Annotated in this window: 19 protein-coding genes; 3 read left to right on the top strand and 16 right to left on the bottom strand. The window is 64.3% G+C overall.

Annotation, left to right across the window (positions count from 1 at the left end):
• Positions 1-36: 36 nt before the first annotated feature.
• Both argF and ABIB06_RS11800 read right to left on the bottom strand, forming a co-directional pair.
• Positions 37-972, bottom strand: a complete 936-nt coding sequence (gene argF, locus ABIB06_RS11805; protein WP_247338700.1) for an ornithine carbamoyltransferase — start codon at positions 970-972, stop codon at positions 37-39.
• Positions 972-2,174 (bottom strand): aspartate aminotransferase family protein, encoded by a 1,203-nt coding sequence (locus ABIB06_RS11800; protein ID WP_354048330.1) that lies wholly within the window; start codon positions 2,172-2,174, stop codon positions 972-974. The genes argF and ABIB06_RS11800 overlap by 1 nt, the downstream gene beginning before the upstream one ends.
• A 455-nt stretch (positions 2,175-2,629) precedes the next feature.
• On the opposite strand from ABIB06_RS11800, the gene ABIB06_RS11795 reads away from it, so the two are divergent.
• On the top strand, positions 2,630-3,142 hold the full coding sequence (locus ABIB06_RS11795; protein WP_354048328.1) for a GcrA family cell cycle regulator: 513 nt from the start codon (positions 2,630-2,632) through the stop codon (positions 3,140-3,142).
• 129 nt (positions 3,143-3,271) lie between these two features.
• Here the strand turns inward: ABIB06_RS11795 and phoB are convergent, their stop codons facing one another.
• The 10 genes from phoB to ABIB06_RS11745 form a co-directional block, all read right to left on the bottom strand.
• Positions 3,272-3,982: a phosphate regulon transcriptional regulator PhoB gene (phoB, locus tag ABIB06_RS11790; RefSeq protein WP_247338705.1), complete on the bottom strand. Its 711-nt coding sequence runs from the start codon at positions 3,980-3,982 to the stop codon at positions 3,272-3,274.
• Positions 3,983-3,997: 15 nt separating this feature from the next.
• Complete coding sequence (gene phoU / locus ABIB06_RS11785; RefSeq protein ID WP_354048324.1) at positions 3,998-4,714, bottom strand: phosphate signaling complex protein PhoU; 717 nt, start codon at positions 4,712-4,714, stop codon at positions 3,998-4,000.
• A gap of 11 nt (positions 4,715-4,725) precedes the next feature.
• Positions 4,726-5,547 (bottom strand): phosphate ABC transporter ATP-binding protein PstB, encoded by an 822-nt coding sequence (gene pstB, locus ABIB06_RS11780; protein ID WP_354048322.1) that lies wholly within the window; start codon positions 5,545-5,547, stop codon positions 4,726-4,728.
• A complete protein-coding gene (gene pstA, locus ABIB06_RS11775) occupies positions 5,544-6,389 on the bottom strand; it encodes a phosphate ABC transporter permease PstA (RefSeq protein WP_247338711.1) in 846 nt (281 codons plus the stop codon). Before pstA ends, pstB begins: the two co-directional genes overlap by 4 nt.
• A gap of 4 nt (positions 6,390-6,393) precedes the next feature.
• Complete coding sequence (gene pstC, locus ABIB06_RS11770) at positions 6,394-7,383, bottom strand: phosphate ABC transporter permease subunit PstC (protein WP_247338767.1); 990 nt, start codon at positions 7,381-7,383, stop codon at positions 6,394-6,396.
• Positions 7,384-7,535: 152 nt separating this feature from the next.
• Positions 7,536-8,549 carry a phosphate ABC transporter substrate-binding protein PstS gene (gene pstS / locus ABIB06_RS11765; RefSeq protein ID WP_247338713.1) on the bottom strand — a complete coding sequence of 338 codons (1,014 nt, stop codon included), beginning with the start codon at positions 8,547-8,549 and terminating at the stop codon, positions 7,536-7,538.
• A 144-nt stretch (positions 8,550-8,693) separates the two neighbouring features.
• Positions 8,694-9,992, bottom strand: a complete 1,299-nt coding sequence (locus ABIB06_RS11760) for an ATP-binding protein (RefSeq protein WP_247338715.1) — start codon at positions 9,990-9,992, stop codon at positions 8,694-8,696.
• 47 nt (positions 9,993-10,039) lie between these two features.
• Positions 10,040-11,095, bottom strand: coding sequence for a putative bifunctional lysylphosphatidylglycerol flippase/synthetase (locus tag ABIB06_RS11755; protein WP_354048320.1), 1,056 nt, complete (start codon positions 11,093-11,095; stop codon positions 10,040-10,042).
• A gap of 451 nt (positions 11,096-11,546) precedes the next feature.
• Complete coding sequence (locus tag ABIB06_RS11750; RefSeq protein ID WP_354048318.1) at positions 11,547-11,849, bottom strand: hypothetical protein; 303 nt, start codon at positions 11,847-11,849, stop codon at positions 11,547-11,549.
• 2 nt (positions 11,850-11,851) lie between these two features.
• Positions 11,852-13,246 (bottom strand): OmpA family protein, encoded by a 1,395-nt coding sequence (locus ABIB06_RS11745; RefSeq protein ID WP_354048316.1) that lies wholly within the window; start codon positions 13,244-13,246, stop codon positions 11,852-11,854.
• Between the two features lie 164 nt (positions 13,247-13,410).
• On the opposite strand from ABIB06_RS11745, the gene ABIB06_RS11740 reads away from it, so the two are divergent.
• Together ABIB06_RS11740 and ABIB06_RS11735 are read left to right on the top strand one after the other, a co-directional pair.
• Positions 13,411-14,469: a polysaccharide deacetylase family protein gene (locus ABIB06_RS11740; RefSeq protein WP_354048314.1), complete on the top strand. Its 1,059-nt coding sequence runs from the start codon at positions 13,411-13,413 to the stop codon at positions 14,467-14,469.
• Positions 14,470-14,653: 184 nt separating this feature from the next.
• The gene (locus tag ABIB06_RS11735) at positions 14,654-15,463 is read left to right on the top strand and encodes an SDR family oxidoreductase (protein WP_354048312.1); all 810 of its coding nucleotides are present in this window, start codon (positions 14,654-14,656) and stop codon (positions 15,461-15,463) included.
• 178 nt (positions 15,464-15,641) lie between these two features.
• Here the strand turns inward: ABIB06_RS11735 and boxB are convergent, their stop codons facing one another.
• The 4 genes from boxB to ABIB06_RS11715 form a co-directional block, all read right to left on the bottom strand.
• Complete coding sequence (boxB, locus tag ABIB06_RS11730; protein ID WP_247338724.1) at positions 15,642-17,093, bottom strand: benzoyl-CoA 2,3-epoxidase subunit BoxB; 1,452 nt, start codon at positions 17,091-17,093, stop codon at positions 15,642-15,644.
• 148 nt (positions 17,094-17,241) lie between these two features.
• Positions 17,242-18,930: a 2,3-epoxybenzoyl-CoA dihydrolase gene (gene boxC, locus ABIB06_RS11725; RefSeq protein WP_354048310.1), complete on the bottom strand. Its 1,689-nt coding sequence runs from the start codon at positions 18,928-18,930 to the stop codon at positions 17,242-17,244.
• 296 nt (positions 18,931-19,226) lie between these two features.
• Positions 19,227-20,045 (bottom strand): alpha/beta fold hydrolase, encoded by an 819-nt coding sequence (locus ABIB06_RS11720; protein WP_354048308.1) that lies wholly within the window; start codon positions 20,043-20,045, stop codon positions 19,227-19,229.
• A gap of 43 nt (positions 20,046-20,088) precedes the next feature.
• A complete protein-coding gene (locus ABIB06_RS11715) occupies positions 20,089-21,630 on the bottom strand; it encodes a benzoate-CoA ligase family protein (protein WP_354048306.1) in 1,542 nt (513 codons plus the stop codon).
• Positions 21,631-21,649: the final 19 nt, after the last annotated feature.

Here is a 21,649-nt window from a genome sequence, read left to right as displayed (position 1 = left end):
AACAAACCGACTTCGCCTTCACCGCGCGCCCCGCGCCTACTTCACCGCGTCGAAGCACCAGGCCAGAATGCCCTTCTGCGCGTGCAGGCGGTTTTCGGCCTCGTCGAACACGACGGATTGCGGACCGTCGATCACCTCGTCGGTGACCTCCTCGCCGCGATGGGCCGGCAAGCAGTGCATGAACAGCGCATCGGGCTTGGCCAGCGACATCAGCTGGGCGTTGACCTGATAAGGCTTGAGCACGTTGTGGCGATGCTCGCCTTCCTTGTCGCCCATCGACACCCAGGTGTCGGTGACGACACAATCGGCGCCGCGCACGGCGGCTTCGGCATCGCTGCCGAGCATGATCGGCGCGCCGGTCGCCTTGATGAAATCGCGCATCGCCTTTTTCGGCGCGAGCTCCGGGGGCGTCGCGACGTTGAGCTGGAACTTGAAGCGTTCGGCGGCGTGCGCCCAGGAGGCGAGCACGTTGTTGTCGTCGCCGGTCCAGGCCACAGTCCTGCCCTCGATCGGGCCGCGATGCTCCTCATAGGTCATGAGATCAGCCATCACCTGGCAGGGATGCGAACGCCGCGTCAGGCCGTTGATGACAGGGACGGTGGCGTTCGCCGCGAGCTCGAGCAGGGCATCGTGATTGAGAATGCGGATCATGATGGCGTCGACATAGCGCGACAGCACGCGCGCGGTGTCGGCGATGGTCTCGCCGCGGCCGAGCTGCATCTCCGCGCCGGTGAGCATGATGGGTTCGCCGCCGAGCTGGCGCATGGCGACATCGAACGACACCCGCGTCCTCGTCGAGGGGCGCTCGAAAATCATCGCCAGCGTCTTGCCTTCAAGCGGCCTGACCGGCTGATGCGCCTTCTGCTTCGCCTTCATCGCGGAGGACGCGGCCAGCATGCTCTTGAGCTCCGACAGCGGCAGCGCGTCGATATCAAGGAAGTGCTTCGGTGCTTTATTGGGCGACTTGCTCATCAGCTTGCCGCCCGCTTGTTGCCGGACAACGCGGTGCAGGCGCGTTCGAGCCGCCCAACGCTGTCCTCGATCTCGGCTTCGGTGACGATCAAAGGCGGCAGGAAACGCACGACATTGTCGCCGGCGCCGACAGTGAGCAGTTTTTCTTCGCGCAAGGCTGCAACGAGATCGCCTGAAGGCACCACCGCCTTGATGCCGATCAGCAGGCCCTCGCCGCGCACTTCGCTGACGACATCGCTATGACGATCGATCACGGAGGCGAGCTTCTGCTTGAGCAGCAGCGACATTCTCTGCACGTGGTCGAAGAAGCCGGGCTTGAGCATGACGTCGAGCACGGCGTTCGCAGCCGAAATCGCGAGCGGATTGCCGCCGAAGGTCGAGCCGTGCGAGCCGGGCCCCATGCCGGCCGCCGCATCCGCGGTCGCCAGCACCGCGCCGATCGGAAAGCCGCCGCCGAGCGCCTTCGCCAGCGACATCACATCGGGCGTCACGCCGAGACGGCGGTGTGCGAACAGATCGCCGGTGCGGCCCATGCCGGTCTGCACCTCGTCGAACGCGAGCAGCAAGCCCTTGTCGTCGCAGAGCTGGCGCAGCGCCTTGAGGAAGGCCGGGGTTGCCGAGCGCACGCCGCCCTCGCCCTGGATCGGCTCGATCAGGATACCGGCGGTCTGCGGACCGATCGCTTTCTTCACGGCCTCGATATCGCCATGCGGGATTTGGTCGAAGCCATCCATCGGCGGACCAAAACCTTCCAGATATTTTGCAGATCCCGTCGCGGCCAGCGTCGCCAGCGTGCGGCCGTGGAACGCGCCTTCGAAGGTGATGATGCGGTAACGTTCCGGATGCCCTTGGGAGAAGTGATGATGGCGGACCAGCTTGATCACGCCCTCCAGCGCCTCGGCGCCGGAATTGCAGAAGAACACGAAGTCCGCAAAACTCTCATGGCAGAGGCGGTTGGCGAGCTTCTCGCCATCCGGGCTCTGGAACAGGTTCGACATGTGCCAGAGCTTCGTGGCCTGCTCCTGCAACGCTTTGACCAGCGCGGGATGGGCATGGCCGAGCGCGTTCACCGCGACACCCGAGGAGAAATCGAGATAGCGCTCGCCATTGATCGCAATCAGCCAGCAGCCTTCGCCGCGCTCGAAACCGAGGTCGGTTCTGGCGAAAACGGGGAGCAAATGCGGCGCTGCGCTGTTGGTCATGATGTCACTTGGATGTTGCGGACGGTGTGACGCGTGCATTGCGCAACGCACCATTGACCGGCCCGGAAAACGAAACGTGCCGCCTTTTCGGGGCGGCACGTGTCACTATCTTATGCTTGGGAAGACGGGTGTCAATGCCGCCCCGGAAAGCCTCGCGAAACGCTGAATCCGTAGTCTTGCGGTGCTGATTTCGCGGATTTCACCACGGAACATGTGGAAGCGAGTCGGCGGACTCTTGCGCGGGAGTCACGCCATATTGTAGCGTTTGGATTGTCAGATACGACATCTCGTGCAGTGGTTCTGATCTCTAAGTCCTTATGTACCGGCGTAAACGTTCGGGCGTTCTAGTCACGCCCGGCGAGCCTTAAGGGATTCTGGCGGCACGGGTTTTTAAAGGCTTAGGCATTCGCTGCGAGGCGCCAGGATGGCAGGCCGGCAGCGAGGGAAAGGGTGCAATGACAGTTTTGACCTGGTCCGATGATCGCGTCGAGCAGCTTAAAAAGCTCTGGGAGGCCGGACTTTCGGCCAGCCAGATCGCGGCTGAGCTCGGTAATGTGACCCGCAATGCCGTGATCGGCAAAGTGCACAGGCTCGGCCTGTCGGGTCGCGCCAAGAGCCCTTCATCGGCAGCGCCCCGGCCGCGCAAGGCGCGCCCCGCGCAGCATATGATGCGGGTGACCCGTCCGATCTCGCGCGGCAACACCGCGCTGGCACAGGCCTTCGAGGTCGAAGTGGAGGCCGAACCGGTCACCTACGACAACGTGGTGCCGATGAGCCAGCGGCTATCGCTGCTCGAGCTGAACGAGGCGACCTGCCACTGGCCGGTCGGCGATCCCTCGACGCCGGATTTCTTCTTCTGCGGCGGCAAGGCGCTTTCCGGGCTGCCCTATTGCGCCCAGCACTCGCGCGTCGCATATCAGCCGGCGTCGGATCGGCGCCGCGCACCAGTGAAGCCGGGCCCGCGCTGAGCTAGCGGATTTAGCTGACTGCAAGGGCGGCGCCGTCACACGATGACGCCTCGGCCCACGTGATGTCGTCCCGGACAAGCGTGCCAAAAGCGCGTGCCGACCCGGAACGACGGCGGAGCTTGAAGCGAGTTACGCCTGCTGCTCCGCCTTGGCAAAACGATCATCCAGCGCGTAGCCGGCGCCGCGGACGGTGCGGATCGGGTCCTGCTCGCGGCCCAGATTGAGCAGCTTGCGCAGGCGGCCGATATGCACGTCGACGGTACGCTCGTCGATGTAGATGTCGCGGCCCCAGACGCTGTCGAGCAGTTGCTCGCGCGAGAACACCCGCCCCGGATGCTCCAGGAAGAACTCCAGCAGGCGATATTCGGTCGGGCCGAGATCGATCGGCCGGCCCGAGCGCGCCACGCGGCGCTTGTCGCGGTCGAGCTCGATGTCGCCAAAGGCGAGCACGGCGGCGAGCCGCTCGGGGCTTGCGCGCCGCAGCAGGCCCTTCACGCGCGCCAGGAGCTCCGGCACCGAGAACGGCTTGACGATGTAATCGTCGGCGCCGGTCGCAAGACCCCGCACCCGCTCGCTTTCCTCGCCGCGCGCGGTGAGCATGATGATCGGGAGCTGCTTGGTCTCGGGACGGGTGCGAAGCCGCCGGCACAATTCGATGCCTGACAGGCCCGGTAGCATCCAGTCGAGCACGATCAAATCGGGAATGTGCTCCTTGAGACGGGTGTCGGCGTCGTCGCCGCGCATGACCGTCTCGACGTCATAGCCGTCGCCTTCGAGGTTGTAGCGGAGAAGCTCGGTCAGGGCTTCCTCGTCCTCAACCACCATAATGCGTGCGCCCATCTGGGTCGTTGCTCCCTAGGTGTTCGGTATCGAGCTGGCGAAGGTCGTCATATCGCCCTTCGGCCGCTTGTCGGTGATCGCCTGGCCCTCGATCATGTAGAACACGGTCTCGGCGATGTTGGTGGCGTGGTCGCCGATCCGCTCGATGTTCTTGGCGCAGAACATCAAATGGATGCAGAACGAGATGTTGCGCGGATCCTCCATCATGTAAGTGAGGAGCTCGCGGAACAGCGAAGTGCAGATGGCGTCGACTTCCTCGTCGCCCTTCCACACCGCCATCGCCGCCGGCAAATCATGTGCGGCATAGGCGTCCAGCACCGACTTGACCTGCTGCTGCACGAGGTCTGTCATGTGCTCCAGGCCGCGGAACAGCTTGAGCGGATGAAAATCCGTCTCCAGCGCCGCGACGCGCTTGCCCATGTTCTTGGCGAGGTCGCCGATGCGCTCGAGATCGGTTGCGACGCGCATGGCGCCGACGATCTCGCGCAGATCGACCGCCATCGGCTGACGGCGGGCGATGGTGAGCACGGCGCGCTCCTCAATGCGCTTCTGCAGCGCGTCGAGTTCGGTGTCGATGGTGACGACGCGCTGGCCGAGCGGAACGTCACGGCGGATCAGCGCGTCGACGGAATCGACGATCATGCGCTCGGCGATGCCGCCCATCTCGGCAACCAGCCGGGTGAGTTCCTGGAGGTCGGTGTCGAAGGCCTTTGCGGTATGTTCAGAACCCATGTCGCGTCTCCTCAGCCGAACCGGCCGGTGATGTAATCCTGCGTGCGCCGGTCGGTCGGCGACGTGAAGATCTTGTTGGTGTCGTCGAACTCGATCAGCTCGCCGAGATACATGAAGGCGGTCTTGTCGGAGACGCGCGCCGCCTGCTGCATGTTGTGGGTGACGATCGCGATCGTGTAGTCCTCGGAAAGCTCCTGGATCAGCTCCTCGACCTTGGCGGTCGAGATCGGGTCGAGCGCCGAGCAGGGTTCGTCGAACAGGATCACCTCGGGCCGCACCGCGACGGTGCGGGCGATGCAGAGGCGTTGCTGCTGGCCGCCGGAGAGCGACAGGCCGGAGGCGTTGAGCTTGTCCTTGACCTCGTTCCACAGCGCGCCGCCGCGCAGCGCCTTCTCGACCCGGCCGTCCATCTCGGACTTTGATATCTTCTCGTAGAGACGGATGCCGAACGCGATGTTTTCGTAGATCGTCATCGGGAACGGCGTCGGCTTCTGGAACACCATGCCGACGCGGGCGCGCAGCAAATTGAGGTCCAGCTTGGGGTCGAGGATGTTGGTCTGGTCGAGCATGAGCTGACCGGTGGCGCGCTGGCCCGGATAGAGGTCGTACATCCGGTTGAAGATGCGCAGCAGGGTCGACTTGCCGCAGCCCGACGGGCCGATGAACGCCGTGACGCGATTGGCGCCGAGCGTCAGGTTGATGTTCTTCAGCGCGTGGTGCTCGCCGTAATAGAAGTTCAGGTTGCGCACGGTCACCTTGGGGGGCGCCTCGGGCAGCACCGGCGCGTGGGGCAGTCCGCCGGCCGCGCTCATCGATACGGAAAGATCACTCATTTTGCGGTCCTCTCGGCGCCAAGGATGCGCGCGCCAATATTCAGGGCAAGAACGGTCAGGGTGATGAGCAGCGCGCCGCTCCAGGCCAGCTGCTTCCAATAGGCGTAGGGGCTCTGCACGAAGTTGTTGATGGTGACCGGCAGGTTCGCCATCGTCTTGTTCAGGCCGAGGCTGAAGAACTGGTTCGACAGCGCGGTGAACAGCAGCGGCGCGGTCTCGCCGGCGACGCGGGCAGTCGCAAGCAGCACGCCGGTGATGAGACCCGATCGGGCAGCACGATAAGCGATGCGCTTGATCACCAGCGAGCGCGGCAGGCCAAGCGCCGAGGCCGCCTCGCGCAGCGCGTTCGGCACCAGCAGCAGCATGTCCTCGGTCGTGCGCAGCACCACCGGGATGACGATGACCGCGAGCGCGAGACTGCCGGCGATCGCCGAGAAGCCGCGCATCGGCACCACCACCGCGCCGTAGATGAACAGGCCGATGATGATCGAGGGCGCCGACAGCAGGATGTCGTTGATGAAGCGGATCACCGAGGTCAGCCGGTCGTTGCGGCCGTATTCGGCGAGATAGGTGCCGGCGAACATGCCGAGCGGCGCGCCGATGCCGACGCCGATCACGGTCATGATCAGCGAGCCGACGATTGCGTTGAGCAGGCCGCCCTCGTTCGATCCGGGTGGCGGCGTGTTCTCGGTGAACAGCTGGACATTGAGGCCAGCCAGGCCGTTGTAGAGCAGCGTGATCAGGATCAGCGCAAGCCAGGTGACGCCGAATGCGGTCGCGGCGATGCAGAGCCCGCGGATGACGAAGTCCTTGCGGCGGCGACGTGAATAGATCGGGTTCATGGCGTTAGTTTCCCGCCTTCTTTTCCAAACGCATCAGCATCAGCCGCGCGCCCGCGAGCACGAAGAACGTCAGCACGAACAGCAGCAGGCCGAGCAGGATCAGGCCGGACTGGTGCAGGCCGTCGCTCTCGGCGAACTCGGATGCGATCGCCGCCGAGATCGTGGTGCCCGGCGAAAAGATCGACGTCGAGATGCGGAACGAGTTGCCGATGATGAAGGTCACCGCCATGGTCTCGCCGAGCGCGCGGCCCAGCGCCAGCATGACGCCGCCGATGACGCCGACGCGGGTGTAGGGGATCACCACGCTGCGGACGACTTCCCAGGTGGTGCAGCCGACGCCGTAGGCGGCTTCCTTCAGCACCGGAGGCACCGTCTTGAACACGTCGACGGAGATCGAGGTGATGAAGGGCAGCACCATGATGGCGAGGATCAGCGCGGCATTGAACAGGCTGAGATAGGACGGGGGACCTGCGAAGATCGCGCCCAGCACCGGCACGCCGTCGAATATCTTGATCATGAAGGGCTGGAATGTGTTGGCGAGGAACGGACCCAACACGAAGAAGCCCCACATGCCGTAGATGATCGAGGGGATGCCGGCGAGCAGCTCGATCGCCATGCCGATCGGGCGGCGCAGCCATTGCGGGCAGAGCTCGGTGAGGAAGATCGCAATGCCGAGACCGACCGGGATGGCGATCAGCATCGCGATGAAGGAGGTGACGAGCGTGCCGTACATCGGCCCGAGCGCGCCGAGCACCGGCGGATCGGCGGACGGCGCCCAGCGCTGCGTCCACAGGAAGGAGAGACCGTATTCCTTCATCGCCGGAAAGGCGCCGACGATCAGCGACAGGATGATGCCGCCGAGGATCAGAAGCACCGAGATCGCGGAGAGCCGCGTGATCCAGTAGAAGGTGACGTCCCCGACTTTGAACGCGCTCAAGGCCTTGGCGCGATCATACGGTCCGGCGTCGTCGATTATATCGCTCTGAACGGCCATCTCTGCCACGCCGATCCCCTGTACCAAATAGTGTACGTTTTTTGTTGGTCCGCGCCCCGGATGCGACGCTGATCCGGGGCACAGTTGTGGGTCCCGGCTCTGCGCGGCAGCGTTTCAGGCTGCAGCGCGTCCGGGACACGAGCATCGCGAGCTTAGCTCTTGATCTCGGCAGCCCAGGTCTTCTCAACCAGGGTCACGACGCCCTCGGGCATCGGGATGTAGTCGAGCTCTTCAGCCGCCTTGCCGCCGTTCTTGAAGGCCCAGCGGAAGAACTTGATGGCTTCCTGCGAGGCCGCCTTGTCGGTGGCGTCCTTGTGCATGAGGATGAAGGTCGCCGCCGTGATCGGCCAGGACTTCTCGCCGGGCTGGTCGGTCAGGATGACGTAGTAGCCGGGAGCCTTGGCCCAGTCGGCGTTGGAGGCGGCTGCCTGGAAGGCTTCGACGGTCGGCTGCACCGGCTTGCCGGCCTTGTTGACGAGACCGGTGTAGGTCAGCTTGTTCTGCTTGGCATAGGCGTACTCGACGTAACCGATCGAGTTCTTGGTCTGGCTGATGTTGCCCGACACGCCTTCGTTGCCCTTGGCGCCGACGCCGACCGGCCACTCGACGGCGGTACCTTCACCGACCTTGCTCTTCCAGTCAGCGCTGGCCTTGGCGAGATAGTTGGTGAAGTTGAAGGTGGTGCCCGAACCGTCCGAACGGCGGACCACGGTGATCGCCTCCGACGGCAGCTTCAGGTTCGGATTGAGCTTCTTGATCGCGGCGTCGTCCCACTTGGTAATCTTGCCGAGATAGATGCCGGCGAGGGTCTCGCCGTCGAACACCATCTCACCGGGCTTCACGCCCTCGATGTTGACGACGGGAACGATGGCACCCATCACCATCGGCCACTGGACGAGGCCGTCCTTTTCGAGCTGCTCGGCCTTGAGCGGCGCGTCGCTGGCGCCGAAGGTCACGGTCTTGGCCTGGATCTGCTTGATACCGCCGCCGGAACCGATCGACTGGTAGTTCAGACCGTTGCCAGTCTCTTTCTTGTAGGTGTCAGCCCATTTCGAATAGATCGGGAACGGGAACGTCGCACCGGCACCGGTGATATCGGCGGCAAAGGCCGCCGTCGTCGATGCGGCGACCAAGCCAGCAGCGACGATCGTTTTGAGGAAATTCATGTTGGTCTCCATGCAGGGGAGCGAAGCGCCATCCGCGCCCGATCGCGCTCCCCGTGCCGCTCCTTTAGGAGCGGACAGCTGAGCTTTTACGAAGCTTTCGTGACAGCTGGATGACGGAGACAAGCAATTGGAATCGCTTGTATTTCAGCTCTGGATCAAGGCCTTCACCTGGGGAAAACAGGCGGTAAAAGTGGCGCCCTGCTTGGGCACGCTTTCGATCAAAAGCCGGCCGCGATGGCGGTTAAGAATATGTTTCACCAGCGATAATCCGAGGCCGGTGCCGCCCTGCGAGCGGCTGTCACCGATATCGACCCGGTAGAAGCGCTCGGTCAGCCGCGGCAAATGCTCCGGCGCGATGCCGGGGCCGAAATCCCGGACCAGGACCCGGATTTCCTGAGTTCCATCAATGGCAGGACTGGACGTCAGCGACACGACGACACGGCCGCCCGAGGCGCCGTACTTGAGCGCGTTCTCGATCAAATTCTCGAACAGGCGGAGCAGCTCCTCGCGGTCGCCCGCGATCATCACCGGCGTCTCCGGCAGATGGGTCTCGACCTCGACCCGGCGTTCCCGCGCCAGCGGCTCGAGCCCGTCGGCGACCTGGAAGATGATCGGCAGCAGGTCGACCAGGGTATCGGGCCGCACATGGGCCGACAGTTCCACCCGCGACAGCGACAGCAGATCGTCGATCAGGCGCGCCATGCGGGTGGCCTGGTTGTGCATGATGCCGAGGAAGCGCTCGCGCGCCTTGGGATCGTCCTTGGCCTGGCCCTGGAGCGTGTCGATGAAGCCGGACAGTGCGGCCAGCGGCGTGCGGAGCTCGTGGCTGGCATTGGCGACGAAGTCGGCGCGCATTTCCTCGACCCGGCGCAGCGGCGTCTGGTCGTGGAAGGTCATCAGCATGCATTTGTCGGCGCCGCCGAAGGTGGTCGGCACCGGCACCGGCGTGATGGTCAGCTCCATCCAGCGATCGACCGGGACATGGTCGAGATAGGTCGCGCGCCGCGGCTCGGTGGTCGCGATCGACTCGCGCAGAGCGGTGATGATCTCCGGTGAACGCAGCGCGAACTGGGCCAGCTCGTTCCGGCGCAGCGCCGGCGCGAGCTGGGCGGCCGCAGCGTTGAGATGGATGACGCGGCCGGCACGGTCGAGCAGCACCGCAGGATCGGGCATTCCGGCAACAACCGCGGCCACCGCCGCGCTCTCGACGGGGTTGACGCGGCGGGTGTCTTCGCGCGAGGCGGCAGTATCGTGCAGGCGCCACGGGATCAGCGCTGCGGCCGCGATGCAGAGGAACACTGTCGCCGCCCGCATCATCGACAATTCGCCGAGCGAGACCACCACCGACAGCGCCAGCGCTGCGGCGATCAGGATGATGGTCGAGTGCCGCAGCCGGTCGGACCAGGGCCGGGCGGTGGGAGACGATGGGGCGTCGATCGCCATCGGGGCGGGCTTCTCCAAGGGGCTTTTAGGCTCAAGACTTGCGCCGGTCAGGCACCGCTGTCGCTGCGCTTTCTCACATAAGCGGCTTCAGGCGCGGGGCCGGGGTCGAGCTTGAGCGCGGCCTGCTGCAAACGTTTCGATCGTGCGCCGATGATAACCTCGCGAAACGTCAGCAAGACTACAGATATGACGAAGGGGGACAGATAATAGAGCACGCGGAACAGCAGCATGCCGCCCAGCAGTTCCTCGCGGTCCATCTGCCAGAGGCCGACCAGCATGGCGGCGTCGAACACGCCAAGGCCCCCGGGCGAATGGCTGGCAAAGCCGAGCAAGGTGGCCGAGACGAAGATCACCGCGACCACCACGAAGCCGAGATTGGGCTCGTCCGGAACCAGCACGTACATCGCGAGCGCGCAGAAGCCGAGATCGATGATACCGATAGTGATCTGGAGCAGCGTCAGCGGGCCGCCCGGCAGCATCACGGTCCAGGGTCCGCGGCCGACCATCCGCGGCTGGGTCCAGACCCAGACCACATAGGCGACCAGCCCGACGATGATCATCATCGCCAGCGCCCGGTTCAGCCACGGCGGCAGCTGGTCGATCGCCGCGGCGGCCTCCGGATGATAGGAGATGCCGAGGCCCAGCACGGCGGCATTGCCAAGCCAGAAAGTCAGGCCGGCGAGGAAACAGATTTTTGCGACGTCGATCGCGTTCAGGCCGTAGGCCGAATAGATGCGGTAGCGCACTGCGCCGCCGGTGAAGACGCTGGCGCCGACATTGTGGCCGATCGAATAGCTGGTAAAGGCGGCGAGCGCGTTGATGCGATAGGGCACGTGGGCGTGGCCGATCGCGCGCACGGCGAACAAATCGTAGAAGGTCAGCGTGAAATAACCCGCGGCGACGAACAGCCCCGCCATCGCAATCTGGCTCGGCTCGGTGCTCTTGATCGCTTCAAGGACCTCGTTGACATCGATGCCGCGCAGCATGTGGTAGAGCACGTAGCAAGCGATGCCGATGACCGCGACGCTGATCACAACTCCAAGCTTATGCAGGATTTGCTTCTGGCGCAGAAACGACATCGCTCTGCGTATGGCTTCCAGCATCTAAACCTCGAACAACGCTTCAGCGGCCAGGGAGGCCGGCGAACAGGCGGACGACACGCAGGCGCTCAACGAACCTTCGCCGCCGGCTCCGGCATCGCGCAGGCCCCCTTCCTCTCCCCTAGCGCGTTTTCGGGCGGAGTGGAATTCGGCAATTCGAACAAAAACTCGTGCCTTCAGTATTTTAGACAGGGTTGCGGGCTCCTGGTGCACGGTTTGGCGCTTTCGGCGGCAAGACTGACGCGAATCTCCATGGCGATCCTGCGCAGTCGCCATGAAGTTTTGATGATTTCGACCGCACAATGTTCCGTCACGGCTTAAGCCGACGTCAATCTATGGGCCGCACCCACCTGTTGAAAGAGGGGTGACTTGAGCGCTTGATCGCGGTTTTCCGATGTGCCGAACGGCCGCGCAGTCCGCCCCCTTACTCCCGTGGTCAGGGGGCACGGCAACATCATAGAGCGGCCGGCGGCGCGGTGCGCGAGACCACGCGGTCGCGCAGCCAGGCGCCGATGGTGCAGCCGACGAGATAGCAGGCGAACATGATCAGGGCGAGGTCGAGCCAGTAGCCGAAACGGCCGGGGACCACATGCGCGAACGAGACGGCGACCAGGGCGGCCGCAAGCATGGCGAGCCAGCGCGCGGTCACTTTCGAGGTGCCGTTGCCGCGCTGGACCACCGAGATCCAGCCCATGCAAAAGCCGAGCAGTAGTGAGCCGATCAACCAGCCCAGATGAAACGAGACGAGATAGGGCATCGTCACCTCACCAGAAATTCGATGCGGCGGTTCTGCGCCTTGGCGTCTTCGGTGGCGTTGCCGGCGACGGGCTGCGTGCTGCCATAGCCGACCGCGGTGAAGCGGCTGGCGGGAAGGCCGGCCTTGACCAGATAATCGATCACCGCCTGCGCTCGCTTCTGCGAGAGAGCCTGGTTGAAGGCGTCCTCACCGTCGGCATCGGTATGCCCGGCGACCTCGATATTGGTGGTGGGGCATCGCAGCGCCGTCTCGATCAGATGATCGAGAATGCCGGCGGAATCCGGATCGATGTCGGCGCGCTTCGCCCCGAAGCGGATCTTGGCCTTGGCCAGCAGCTCCGAGAACAATTGCTGGCACACGGTGCCGTCGACCGGGCCGGCCGCGGGTTTCACCGTGATTTCCGGCTTGTACTGCCAGTTTTTCGGGAAATCCTTGCCGAGGCCTGCCCGGATGTCGTTGGCGGCCCCTTCATAGAGCGCATCGCCCGACAGCTTTACCTCACGATCGGATACGACGAGCGTGCCGGTCGACAGTCGCGACAGCCCGCCGAGCGCTGCGACCACGGCGGGGTTGAAGGCGCCGGGCGCGCCGAGGCTGGCCTTGAGATTGTCGACGACCTTTTCGTTGAAGAATTTCCGCGACGCGCTGGTGACGATTGCCGTGTGGACATTGTTGTCGGGAACATAACCGGTCAGCGTCACCGTCGCGGCCACCGGATCCTTGTAGGCCTGGAAGACGTAGGGCGGCGCCTTGACGTCGTTGGCAGCAATCGAGAAGCCCTCGGGCAGGTTCTTGAGCGCGGCTGCGACCGCTTCGCGGCCGCCGAGGTCGCGCGCCATGCCCGACAGATTGACCTTGGTGTCCGTTATCGTGATCTTGCCGTCCTTGAGCTTGCCGATCTGGTCGAGTAGCAGCGTCGCAGCCGCCTCGAACCGCGGCGGCGCGCCGCGCGCCAGCCCCATTTGATCGGCCACCTCGACGCCGCCGAGCTCTTTGCGGGCCGCCTCGGTCAGGCGGCCCTTGATCGACGGCAAGGGCGCGGAGCCTGACAGCGTCACCCGCACCACGTCGCGTTCGGCGTTCCAGGCGAAGGGTTTGGCCTCGGGAACGAGGCGGGTCCGGTCGTCGACCAGGCGCACGCCGGGGACGGTCTCGACCGCCACCACGGCGTCGCGCCGCCCCTCCTCGGAAAACGCGTCCGCGGCCAGGCTGACGTCGCGGCCGTCCACCGCGATCCGGGTCTTGTCCAGAACGGTGTCCTTGAGGGCGGCCGAACTCCGGGCGGAAAGGTCCGCCTCGACCGGCAAGGTATTATTCCAGGCCGCAAATCCCCACATGACGGCCAGCGGGATTAACCCCGGCCACCATTTGCTGGCCCACCTGAAAAGCTTCTGCATTCGACGACCCGAACTCTGGAACCGGAGACAAAACAAACCCTTGGCAGGCTGTCAAACCGGAAATGACGCCCTTCCAAAGGCCCCGCATGGACAATTGGAATAACTTTTTCTTCAAGGGTTCTTCCGTAAGTTGAATCCGGAATGCCAGAGTCCGCCCGCCGGTCATGAAACAACTCCGAAACAACGTCATCCGCGCCGGGCTGGGAGCACTCTATTTCAGCGGGGCGCACCACCTGTTGCGGCCGCTTTTGTCGGGCGTCGGCGCTATTTTCATGCTGCACCACGTGCGGCCGGGCCGCGACGCCGCATTCCAGCCGAACCGGCATCTCGAAGTCACCCCCGAATTCCTGCGCGCCACGCTCAGCCATTTGCGCTCGCACGAGATCGACATCGTCAGCATGGACGAGCTGCATGAGCGGCTGGTGCGGGGCCGGTTCGACCGCCGCTTCGCCGCCTTCACGCTCGACGACGGCTATCGCGACAATCTCGACTATGCGCTGCCGGTTCTGCGCGAATTTGACGCGCCTCTGGCGGTCTATGTCGCCAGCGATTTCGCCGAGGGCACGGGGCGGCTGTGGTGGGAGGCGCTGGAAGCCGTGATCGCCAAGACCGAGCAGATCGAGGTCAAAATCGGCAATGCCGCGCTGCGGCTCGATGCGACGACGCCGGCTGCCAAGCAGGCGGCGTTCGACCGTGTGCACGACTGGCTCCGTGCATTGCCGGGCGAGCACGATCTCAAGCGCGAGATCGAGGCGCTCTGCACCAGGTACGGCGTCGATATGGCGGCGTTGTGCCGCGGCCTCTGCCTGTCCTGGGACGAGGTGAAGAGATTTGCCGCCGATCCCCTGGTCACGATCGGTGCCCACACCATCAGCCATTGCAATCTCGCCAAGCAAAGCGAAGAGATCGCCACGCAAGAGATAGCCGTGAGCCGCGCGCGGATCGAGCAGGCGCTCGGCCGCAATGTCCAGCATCTTGCCTATCCCTATGGCGACCGCCAAGCCGCAGGCGAGCGTGAATTCGCCCTTGCGGCGGCCGCCGGTTTCAAGACCGCGGTGACGACGCGGCCCGGTATGCTGTTCGCCGAGAACGCCGGCCACATGACCGCGCTGCCACGCGTCTCGCTCAACGGCAATTACCAGGACACGCGAATTTTGCCGGTGCTGACCTCAGGCGCCGCGACCGCGATGTGGAATGGCTTTCGAAAGATCGCGGCGGCTTGATCCAGCCGCACACTCAGACCTCATCCTGAGGAGCGCTCCGAAGGAGCGCGTCTCGAAGGATGGGCCGCCCGCATCCTTCGAGACGCGCTGACGCGCTCCTCAGGATGAGGGCGGAGCTGATGACGAGCTGAGTTGACTCCCCTCCCCACCCCGCTCACAACCAGCCCAAACCAAGGGAGGCATCATGTTCAACGATCTGTTCTCGCTCAAAGGCCGCGTCGCGCTGGTGACCGGCGGCTCGCGCGGCATCGGCAAGATGATCGCGGCGGGATTTCTCAGCGCCGGCGCGGCGAAGGTCTACATCACCGCACGCAAGGCCGGGCCTTGCGAAGCGACCGCGAACGAGCTCACCGCGCAGTATGGCGGCGAGTGCATCGCGCTGCCGATCGACATCTCGACACTGGCCGGCGCCGAGCTGCTCGCGAGTGAATTTGGGAAGCGCGAGCCAAAACTCGACATCCTCGTCAACAATGCGGGCGCGGCCTGGGGCGCGGAGTTCGACGAGTTTCCGGAGAGCGGCTGGGACAAGGTGTTGAACCTCAACCTCAAGGCGCCGTTCTTCCTGACCAAGGCGCTGGCGCCGATGCTGCGCGCGGCGGCCTCGGCAGAGCGGCCAGCAAAGGTGATCAACATCGCCTCGATCGACGGCATTTTCGTTAATCCGGGCGAGACCTATTCCTACGCGGCGAGCAAGGCCGGGCTGATCCATTTGACGCGGCGCATGGCCGTGAAGCTGATCTCCGACCATGTCGTGGTCACCGCGATCGCGCCGGGCCCGTTCAAATCCGACATGAACCGCGCCGCGCGCGACCACAGCGACGAGGTCTCGACCCGCGTGCCCGCGGGGCGCATCGGCACCGACGAGGACATGGCGGGTGCCGCGATCTATCTCGCCTCGCGCGCGGGCGACTATGTGGTGGGCGCAACCATCGCGGTGGATGGTGGAATTGTTTACGCAAACCCGGGGATCAAGGGGAGCGGGTGGGATAGCTGAGGGTTGCCGCGAGGGCGGCGTGCCCTCGCCTCATACTCAGTGTCGTGCCCCGCGCAGGCGGGGCATCCAGTACGCTGCGGCCTATCGGTTCTAGGCCTCGCTGCCTCTGGAATACTGGATCACCCGCTTTCGCGGGTGATGACACCATTTGTATTGCGAGAGCGTCAGACCCTGACCCCTACGACTCGATCTTCACGTACTCGAAATCGCCCGGCTTGTTGTCGATGCCGACCTTCGGCGGCGAGATCCAGGATGCGAACACGCCGGTCTCGGTGACGGGCTGCATCAGCGAGGTGATGAAGTCGCCGTCCGCGGTCGAGGGCAGCCAATCATCCTTGCGCTTGGCCCAATTGGCGTCGTCGATCAGCAGACCGTCGGGCGTCGCGTGGATGGCCTTGAACTCGCCGATATGGCGGTGGAAAGCGACGTTGGGCAGCTTGAGCTCAAACTGATAGCCCGCGGTCGAGATCACCTTGTTCCAGCGCAGCATGCCCTTGACGCAATCCTGGCTGTAATCGTCGCGCAGGCGCATGTTGAGCGCGGTCAGCGCCGGCTCGTCGACCAGCTTGATCTCGCCGTCGATGAACTTCAGCACCGGATAGGTCGCGTTCTTGAGCTGGTGATCGTCGTCGATCTGGGTCTCGTGATAGCGGCCCTTGATGCCGGTGTTGAAGGCGTTGGCCGCGTTGGTCGAGACTTCCGAGCCGAACAGATCAAGCGATAGCGTATAGTGCAGGTTCAGCTTCTTCTGGATGGTCGGCAGGTCGATCACGCCGAGCGCGCGGACTTTTGCGATGTCGGACGGATCGGTGATGCCGGCTTCGCGCATCGCATCGCAGGTGCGCTGCACGACGCGGGTGATGCCGGTCTCGCCGACGAACATGTGGTGCGCTTCCTCGGTCAGCATGAAGCGGCAGGTGCGCGACAGCGGATCGAAGCCGGACTGCGCCAGCGAGTGCAGCTGCATCTTGCCGTCGCGGTCGGTGAAATAGGTGAACATGAAGAAGGACAGCCAGTCCGGCGTCGCCTCGTTGAAGGCGCCCAGCATGCGCGGCGAGTCGGCGTCACCCGAGCGGCGGCGCAACAAATCGTCAGCCTCTTCACGTCCGTCGCGACCAAAGTACTTTTGCAGCAGGTAGACCATCGCCCAGAGGTGACGGCCTTCCTCGACATTGACCTGGAACAGATTGCGCATGTCGTACAGCGAGGGCGCGGTCTTGCCGAGGTGGCGCTGCTGCTCGACCGAGGCAGGCTCGGTGTCGCCCTGGATCACGATCAGACGGCGCAGCATGGCGCGATATTCGCCCGGGACTTCCTGCCAGGCCGGCTCGCCAAAATGCTCGCCGAACGGCACGACGCGATTCTCCTCCTGGGGCGCCAGAAGAATGCCCCAGCGATAGTCGGGCATCCGCACATAGTCGAACTTGGCCCAGCCGCGCGGATCGACGGAGTAGGCGGTACGCAAATACACCAGCGACTCCTGGAAACCTTCCGGCCCCATGTCGCTCCACCAATCCATGTAGCCGGGATGCCAGCCTTCCAGCGCCTTCAGCACCTGGCGGTCTTCGGCGAGATTGACGTTGTTCGGAATCTTGGTCGAGTAGTCGACGTTCATGATGTTCATGCTCATGGCCGTGCTCCTTGCGATCTCTTGTCCCGGATGCAGTGCGGCGCGAAGTGCTGCACTGCTGAGCCGGGACCTATTGTCCGGTCCGTAATGGGTCCCGGTTCTGCGCAGCGTCACTTCGTGCCGCAGCGCGCCCGGGACACGAAAGTCGTCACACCCGCGTCATATCGAATTTCGGCTTTTGGCCGCTCCCGTAGCGGCGTAGCGCGCCCTCCTCGCCGACGGCGTTGGGGCGCTGGAAGATCCAGTTCTGCCACGCGGTCAGGCGCGAAAAGATCTTCGACTCCATCGTCTCGGGGCCGACGAAGCGGAGGCTCGCTTCCATGCCGGTGAGGCTGTCGGGCGAGAAGCTGGCGCGCTCCTCCAGGAACACGCGGACCTCGTCGTCCCAGTCGATGTCGTCGAGCGCGAAGGTGACGAGACCGAGTTCTTCCGCCTGCTCGGCGTCGAGCGCGGTGCCCATCGTGGCTTCCGCGCGCTGCACGTCGGACGGGTCGGCCTGGAAGCGCGACTGAAGCCGCGTCAGGCCATGGCTCATCGGATACGGGCCAAAATTCATCGCTGACAGTTCGATCGACGGCGGCGGGCGGTTGTCGCCCTGGCGCGTGCCGATCAGCATGTAGGAGCGGTCGGCGGCGAAGACGAGCTCGGCGAGCGTGCCTGCGAAGCAGGATCCGGGCTCGACCAGCGTCACCAGCGTGCGCGAGGTGACGTCGATGCGCTTCAAGACGCGCTTCCAGTAATGCCTGATTTCGTTGACCAGCCAATGCGCCTTGTTGGCTTCGAGGAAGGCATCGCAGGCGAGCACATGGGCGTGATCGCCGTGACTCTTGAACACCAGCATGGCGATCTCGAGCTCGTTGATGCGCAGATGCAGGATCGCGTCGTCGATCTCGCGCGCGACCTGGAGCGGCCAGAACGCGACACCCTGCGCCATCATGCCGTCGATGTCGGCGGGCGGCGCGGCTTCAGGCGCCTTGATCGAAATCGTGGCGATGCGCGCGGCGCGGTCGATATCGACGGTGACAAAGCCATAGCGCAGGCTGGTCTCGTCGATGACGCGCTTGAGCGGGGAGAGAGCAATGCCCTTGCCGCTTCCGTTGCGCTTCGACGCAGCCGCAAACTCCCTGGCGCGCTCGGCAACCCTGCCTTCGAGCTTGCTGTTCGGCGCGATCTCGTCGACCAGGCGCCATTGCACGGCGCGCTTGCCCTTGACGCCTTCCTCGATGGTGCAGAAGAAGTCGGCATGGTCGCGGCGCACCTTGCGTTTGTCGACCACACGCGTGAGGCCGCCGGTGCCCGGCAGCACCGCGAGCAGCGGCACTTCGGGCAAGGCAACGGCAGACGCACCGTCATCGGCGAGCATGATGTAGTCGGTGGCCAGCGCAAGCTCATAGCCGCCGCCGGCGGCCGAGCCGTTCACGACAGTGATGAAGCGCTGGCCGGAATTTTCCGACGAGTCTTCCATGCCGTTGCGGGTCTCGTTGGTGAACTTGCAGAAGTTGACCTTGTGGGCGTGAGTCGAACCCGCGAGCATGCGGATGTTGGCGCCGGCGCAGAACACGCGGTTCTTGGCCGAGCGCATCACCACGACCTTCACCTCGGGGTGCTCGAAGCGCAGCCGCTGCACCACGTCGGCAAGCTCGATGTCGACGCCGAGATCGTAGGAATTGAGCTTGAGCAGATAGCCCTCGAACAGGCCGCCATTCTCGTCGACGTCCATGATCAGGGTGGCGACGTCACCATTGACAGCGAGCTTCCAGTGCCGGTAGCGGGACGGTTCGGTCTGGAAATCGATGAATGTCGCGCCGCCTGCGAGGCGCCGATCTTCCCCGGCCATGAGCCACCCTTGAGCTTGATTATGCGTGTTGGCTGTCGCGTTAGATGCACAATAGTGCACTTTTTTGGGCGCGTCTAGCCCTTAACGGACGAGGCATGCACTTTGTTTCATGACACCCGCTGGGATCACGCGCCGGCGCTGAGCGCGATCCAGTCGGCTTTGGACAGTTGCGGCCTGCCGAGCTTGGCTTGAAGCAGGCCGTCAGCGCCGGGACCGGAAAGCGCTGCGCGAGTTCAGCGCGCGCATTGGATCACTCGCGATCGGCGGCACATTTCATCGATGTGCCTTCCGCAACGTCATGCGGCGCGTCCCTGGAGTCCCTGATCGTCGCGCAGGGCGGCTTTTGCAAATTGCTCAATAGCGTCAAGCGTCGCCCCCGGCGCTTCACGATGCGGGGAATGTCCCGCGTCTGAAATGACTTTCAAATCTACCGGACAATAACACTCATCCTGCGCGATTTCGAGCTGACGCAATGTCCCATATTGATCATTCCGGCCTTGCAGGATCAGCAAAGGGACGCGGATGTAGGCAAGAGACTCGGAAATATCCCAGTCGCGGAATTTCGGATCGAGCCAGGCGCCGTTCCAGCCCTGGAAGGCGTTGTCGACGTCCTTGTGCCAGCGCGCGAGTTTTGCCTTCAGATCGGTGGTCTCGAATGCCGTCTTGATGTCCGCAATCGACTTCACCGAGATGTCCTCAACGATGAAATGCGGCGCGATCAGCACGAGCCCGCTCAGGCGATGATCCTGATGCGCGCCGGCATAGATCGTCGCGATCGAGGCGCCGTCGGAATGGCCGAGCAGGAGGCCACGCTTGAAGCCGATCGCATCGAGCACCTTCGGCAGCACGTCCAGCGCCTCGCGCTCCATATAGTCGAGCGGCCGCGGCAGCACGACCTTGCTCGACTGGCCGTAGCCCGCACGCGAATAGACGAAGATGCCGGCGGAGGTCGCCTGCTGCAGCTTTTCCGGGAAGTCGCCCCAGAGCCCGACCGAGCCGAGGCCTTCATGCAGCATGACGATGGTCGGTGCGTCCGCGGTTTGTGGCGCGAGCCATTTGTAGTCGAGGCTGGCGTTGCCGATGCTGAGGAAGCCGGTGGGGGTGAGGTCGGTCATGCGCATTTTCTTCCAGCAATGAGAACGAGACGTCTCCGCGCGCTCAGCTCGCCCCGTCCCGCAGCTTGAACCGCTGGATCTTGCCCGTCGCCGTCTTCGGCAGCGAGTCCACCACGTCGATCCAGCGCGGATATTTCCATGGGCCGATCTTCTGCTTGACGTGGTCCTTGAGCATCTCCTGCAAGTCCGTCGTCGTCGCGCCCGGACGCAGCACGACGAAGGCCTTCGGCTTCAGCAGCCCTTCCGGATCGGCTTCGGGCACCACGGCGGCTTCCAGCACGGCGGGATGCGTGATCAGCGCGCTCTCGACCTCGAACGGCGAGACCCAGATGCCGGAGACCTTGAACATGTCGTCGGCGCGACCGCAAAAAGTGTAGCGGCCCTCGCCATCCCTGACATATTTGTCGCCGGTGCGGGTCCACGGACCTTCAAAGGTGCGGCGGCTCTTGTGGCGCTGGTTCCAGTAGCCCTCGCCGGCAGAGGGCGCGTCAACCAACAGCTCGCCGACCTCGCCGTCGGCGACATCCTGGCCGGCCTCGTTGACGAGCCGCACTGCATAGCCCGGCACCGGCTTGCCGGAGGAACCGTATTTGATGTCGCCAGGCGCATTCGACAGAAAGATGTGCAACAGCTCGGTCGAGCCGACGCCGTCGAGAATGTCGACGTTGAAGCGCGCCTTCCAGCTGTTGCCGACGGATTCAGGGAGCGCCTCGCCGGCCGAGGTGCAGATGCGCAAAGATTTGCCGCCACGCTCGCTCTTCATCGCCTCGTCGTTGAGCATCGCCGCGAACAATGTCGGGACGCCGTAGAAGATTGAAGGATTGTAGCGGTTCATCAGGTCGAACATGCGCGCCGGCGTCGGCCGTTCGCTGTTGAGCACCACGGTGGCACCGACCGACATCGGAAAGGTCAGCGCATTGCCGAGGCCGTAGGCGAAGAACAGCTTTGCCGCAGAAAGACAAACGTCGTTCTCGCGGATGCCAAGCACCTGGTTCGCGTAAGTATCGGCGGTCGCCTGCAGGTTCGAATGGATGTGGCGCACGCCCTTGGGCATGCCGGTCGAGCCTGAGGAATAGAGCCAGAACGCCGGCTCGTCGGGATGCGTCGCGGCGGTCGTGAACTGGTCGCTCTCGCCCGCGAGCTCTTCAGCGAGCTGCTTGTGGCCGTTGAGCTTGGCGCCGGACACCACGACATGCTCGAGATCGGGCATGCGGCCGACGACGTCCTTGATGACGGGATAGAGCGCCTCGGAGACGAACAGCACGCGCGCGCGGCAGTCGGCGAGGATGTAGGCGTATTGATCTGATGTCAGCAGCGTGTTCAGCGGCACCGGCACGATGCCGGCGCGGATCGCACCCAGAAACACGACGGGGAAATCGACCGTATCCAGCATGATCATGGCCACGCGCTCTTCGCGGCGGATGCCGAGCCGGCGCAGCATGTTGGCGGTGCGGCGGGTCTGGTGCTGGAGCTCGCCATAGGTGAGCCGGGAGACGGTGTCGTCGAACACGGTCTTGTTGCCGCGACCCTCCTCGACGTTCCGGTCGAGCAGCCAGGTCACCGCGTTATAGGATCCCTCGCTCACGGACTTCTCCCCCGAATTT

Source organism: Bradyrhizobium sp. LB8.2 (assembly GCF_040548035.1).
Lineage (GTDB): Bacteria > Pseudomonadota > Alphaproteobacteria > Rhizobiales > Xanthobacteraceae > Bradyrhizobium.
The sequence above is the reverse complement of the archived record's forward strand: the minus strand, read 5'-3'. Positions and strand labels throughout refer to the sequence as shown.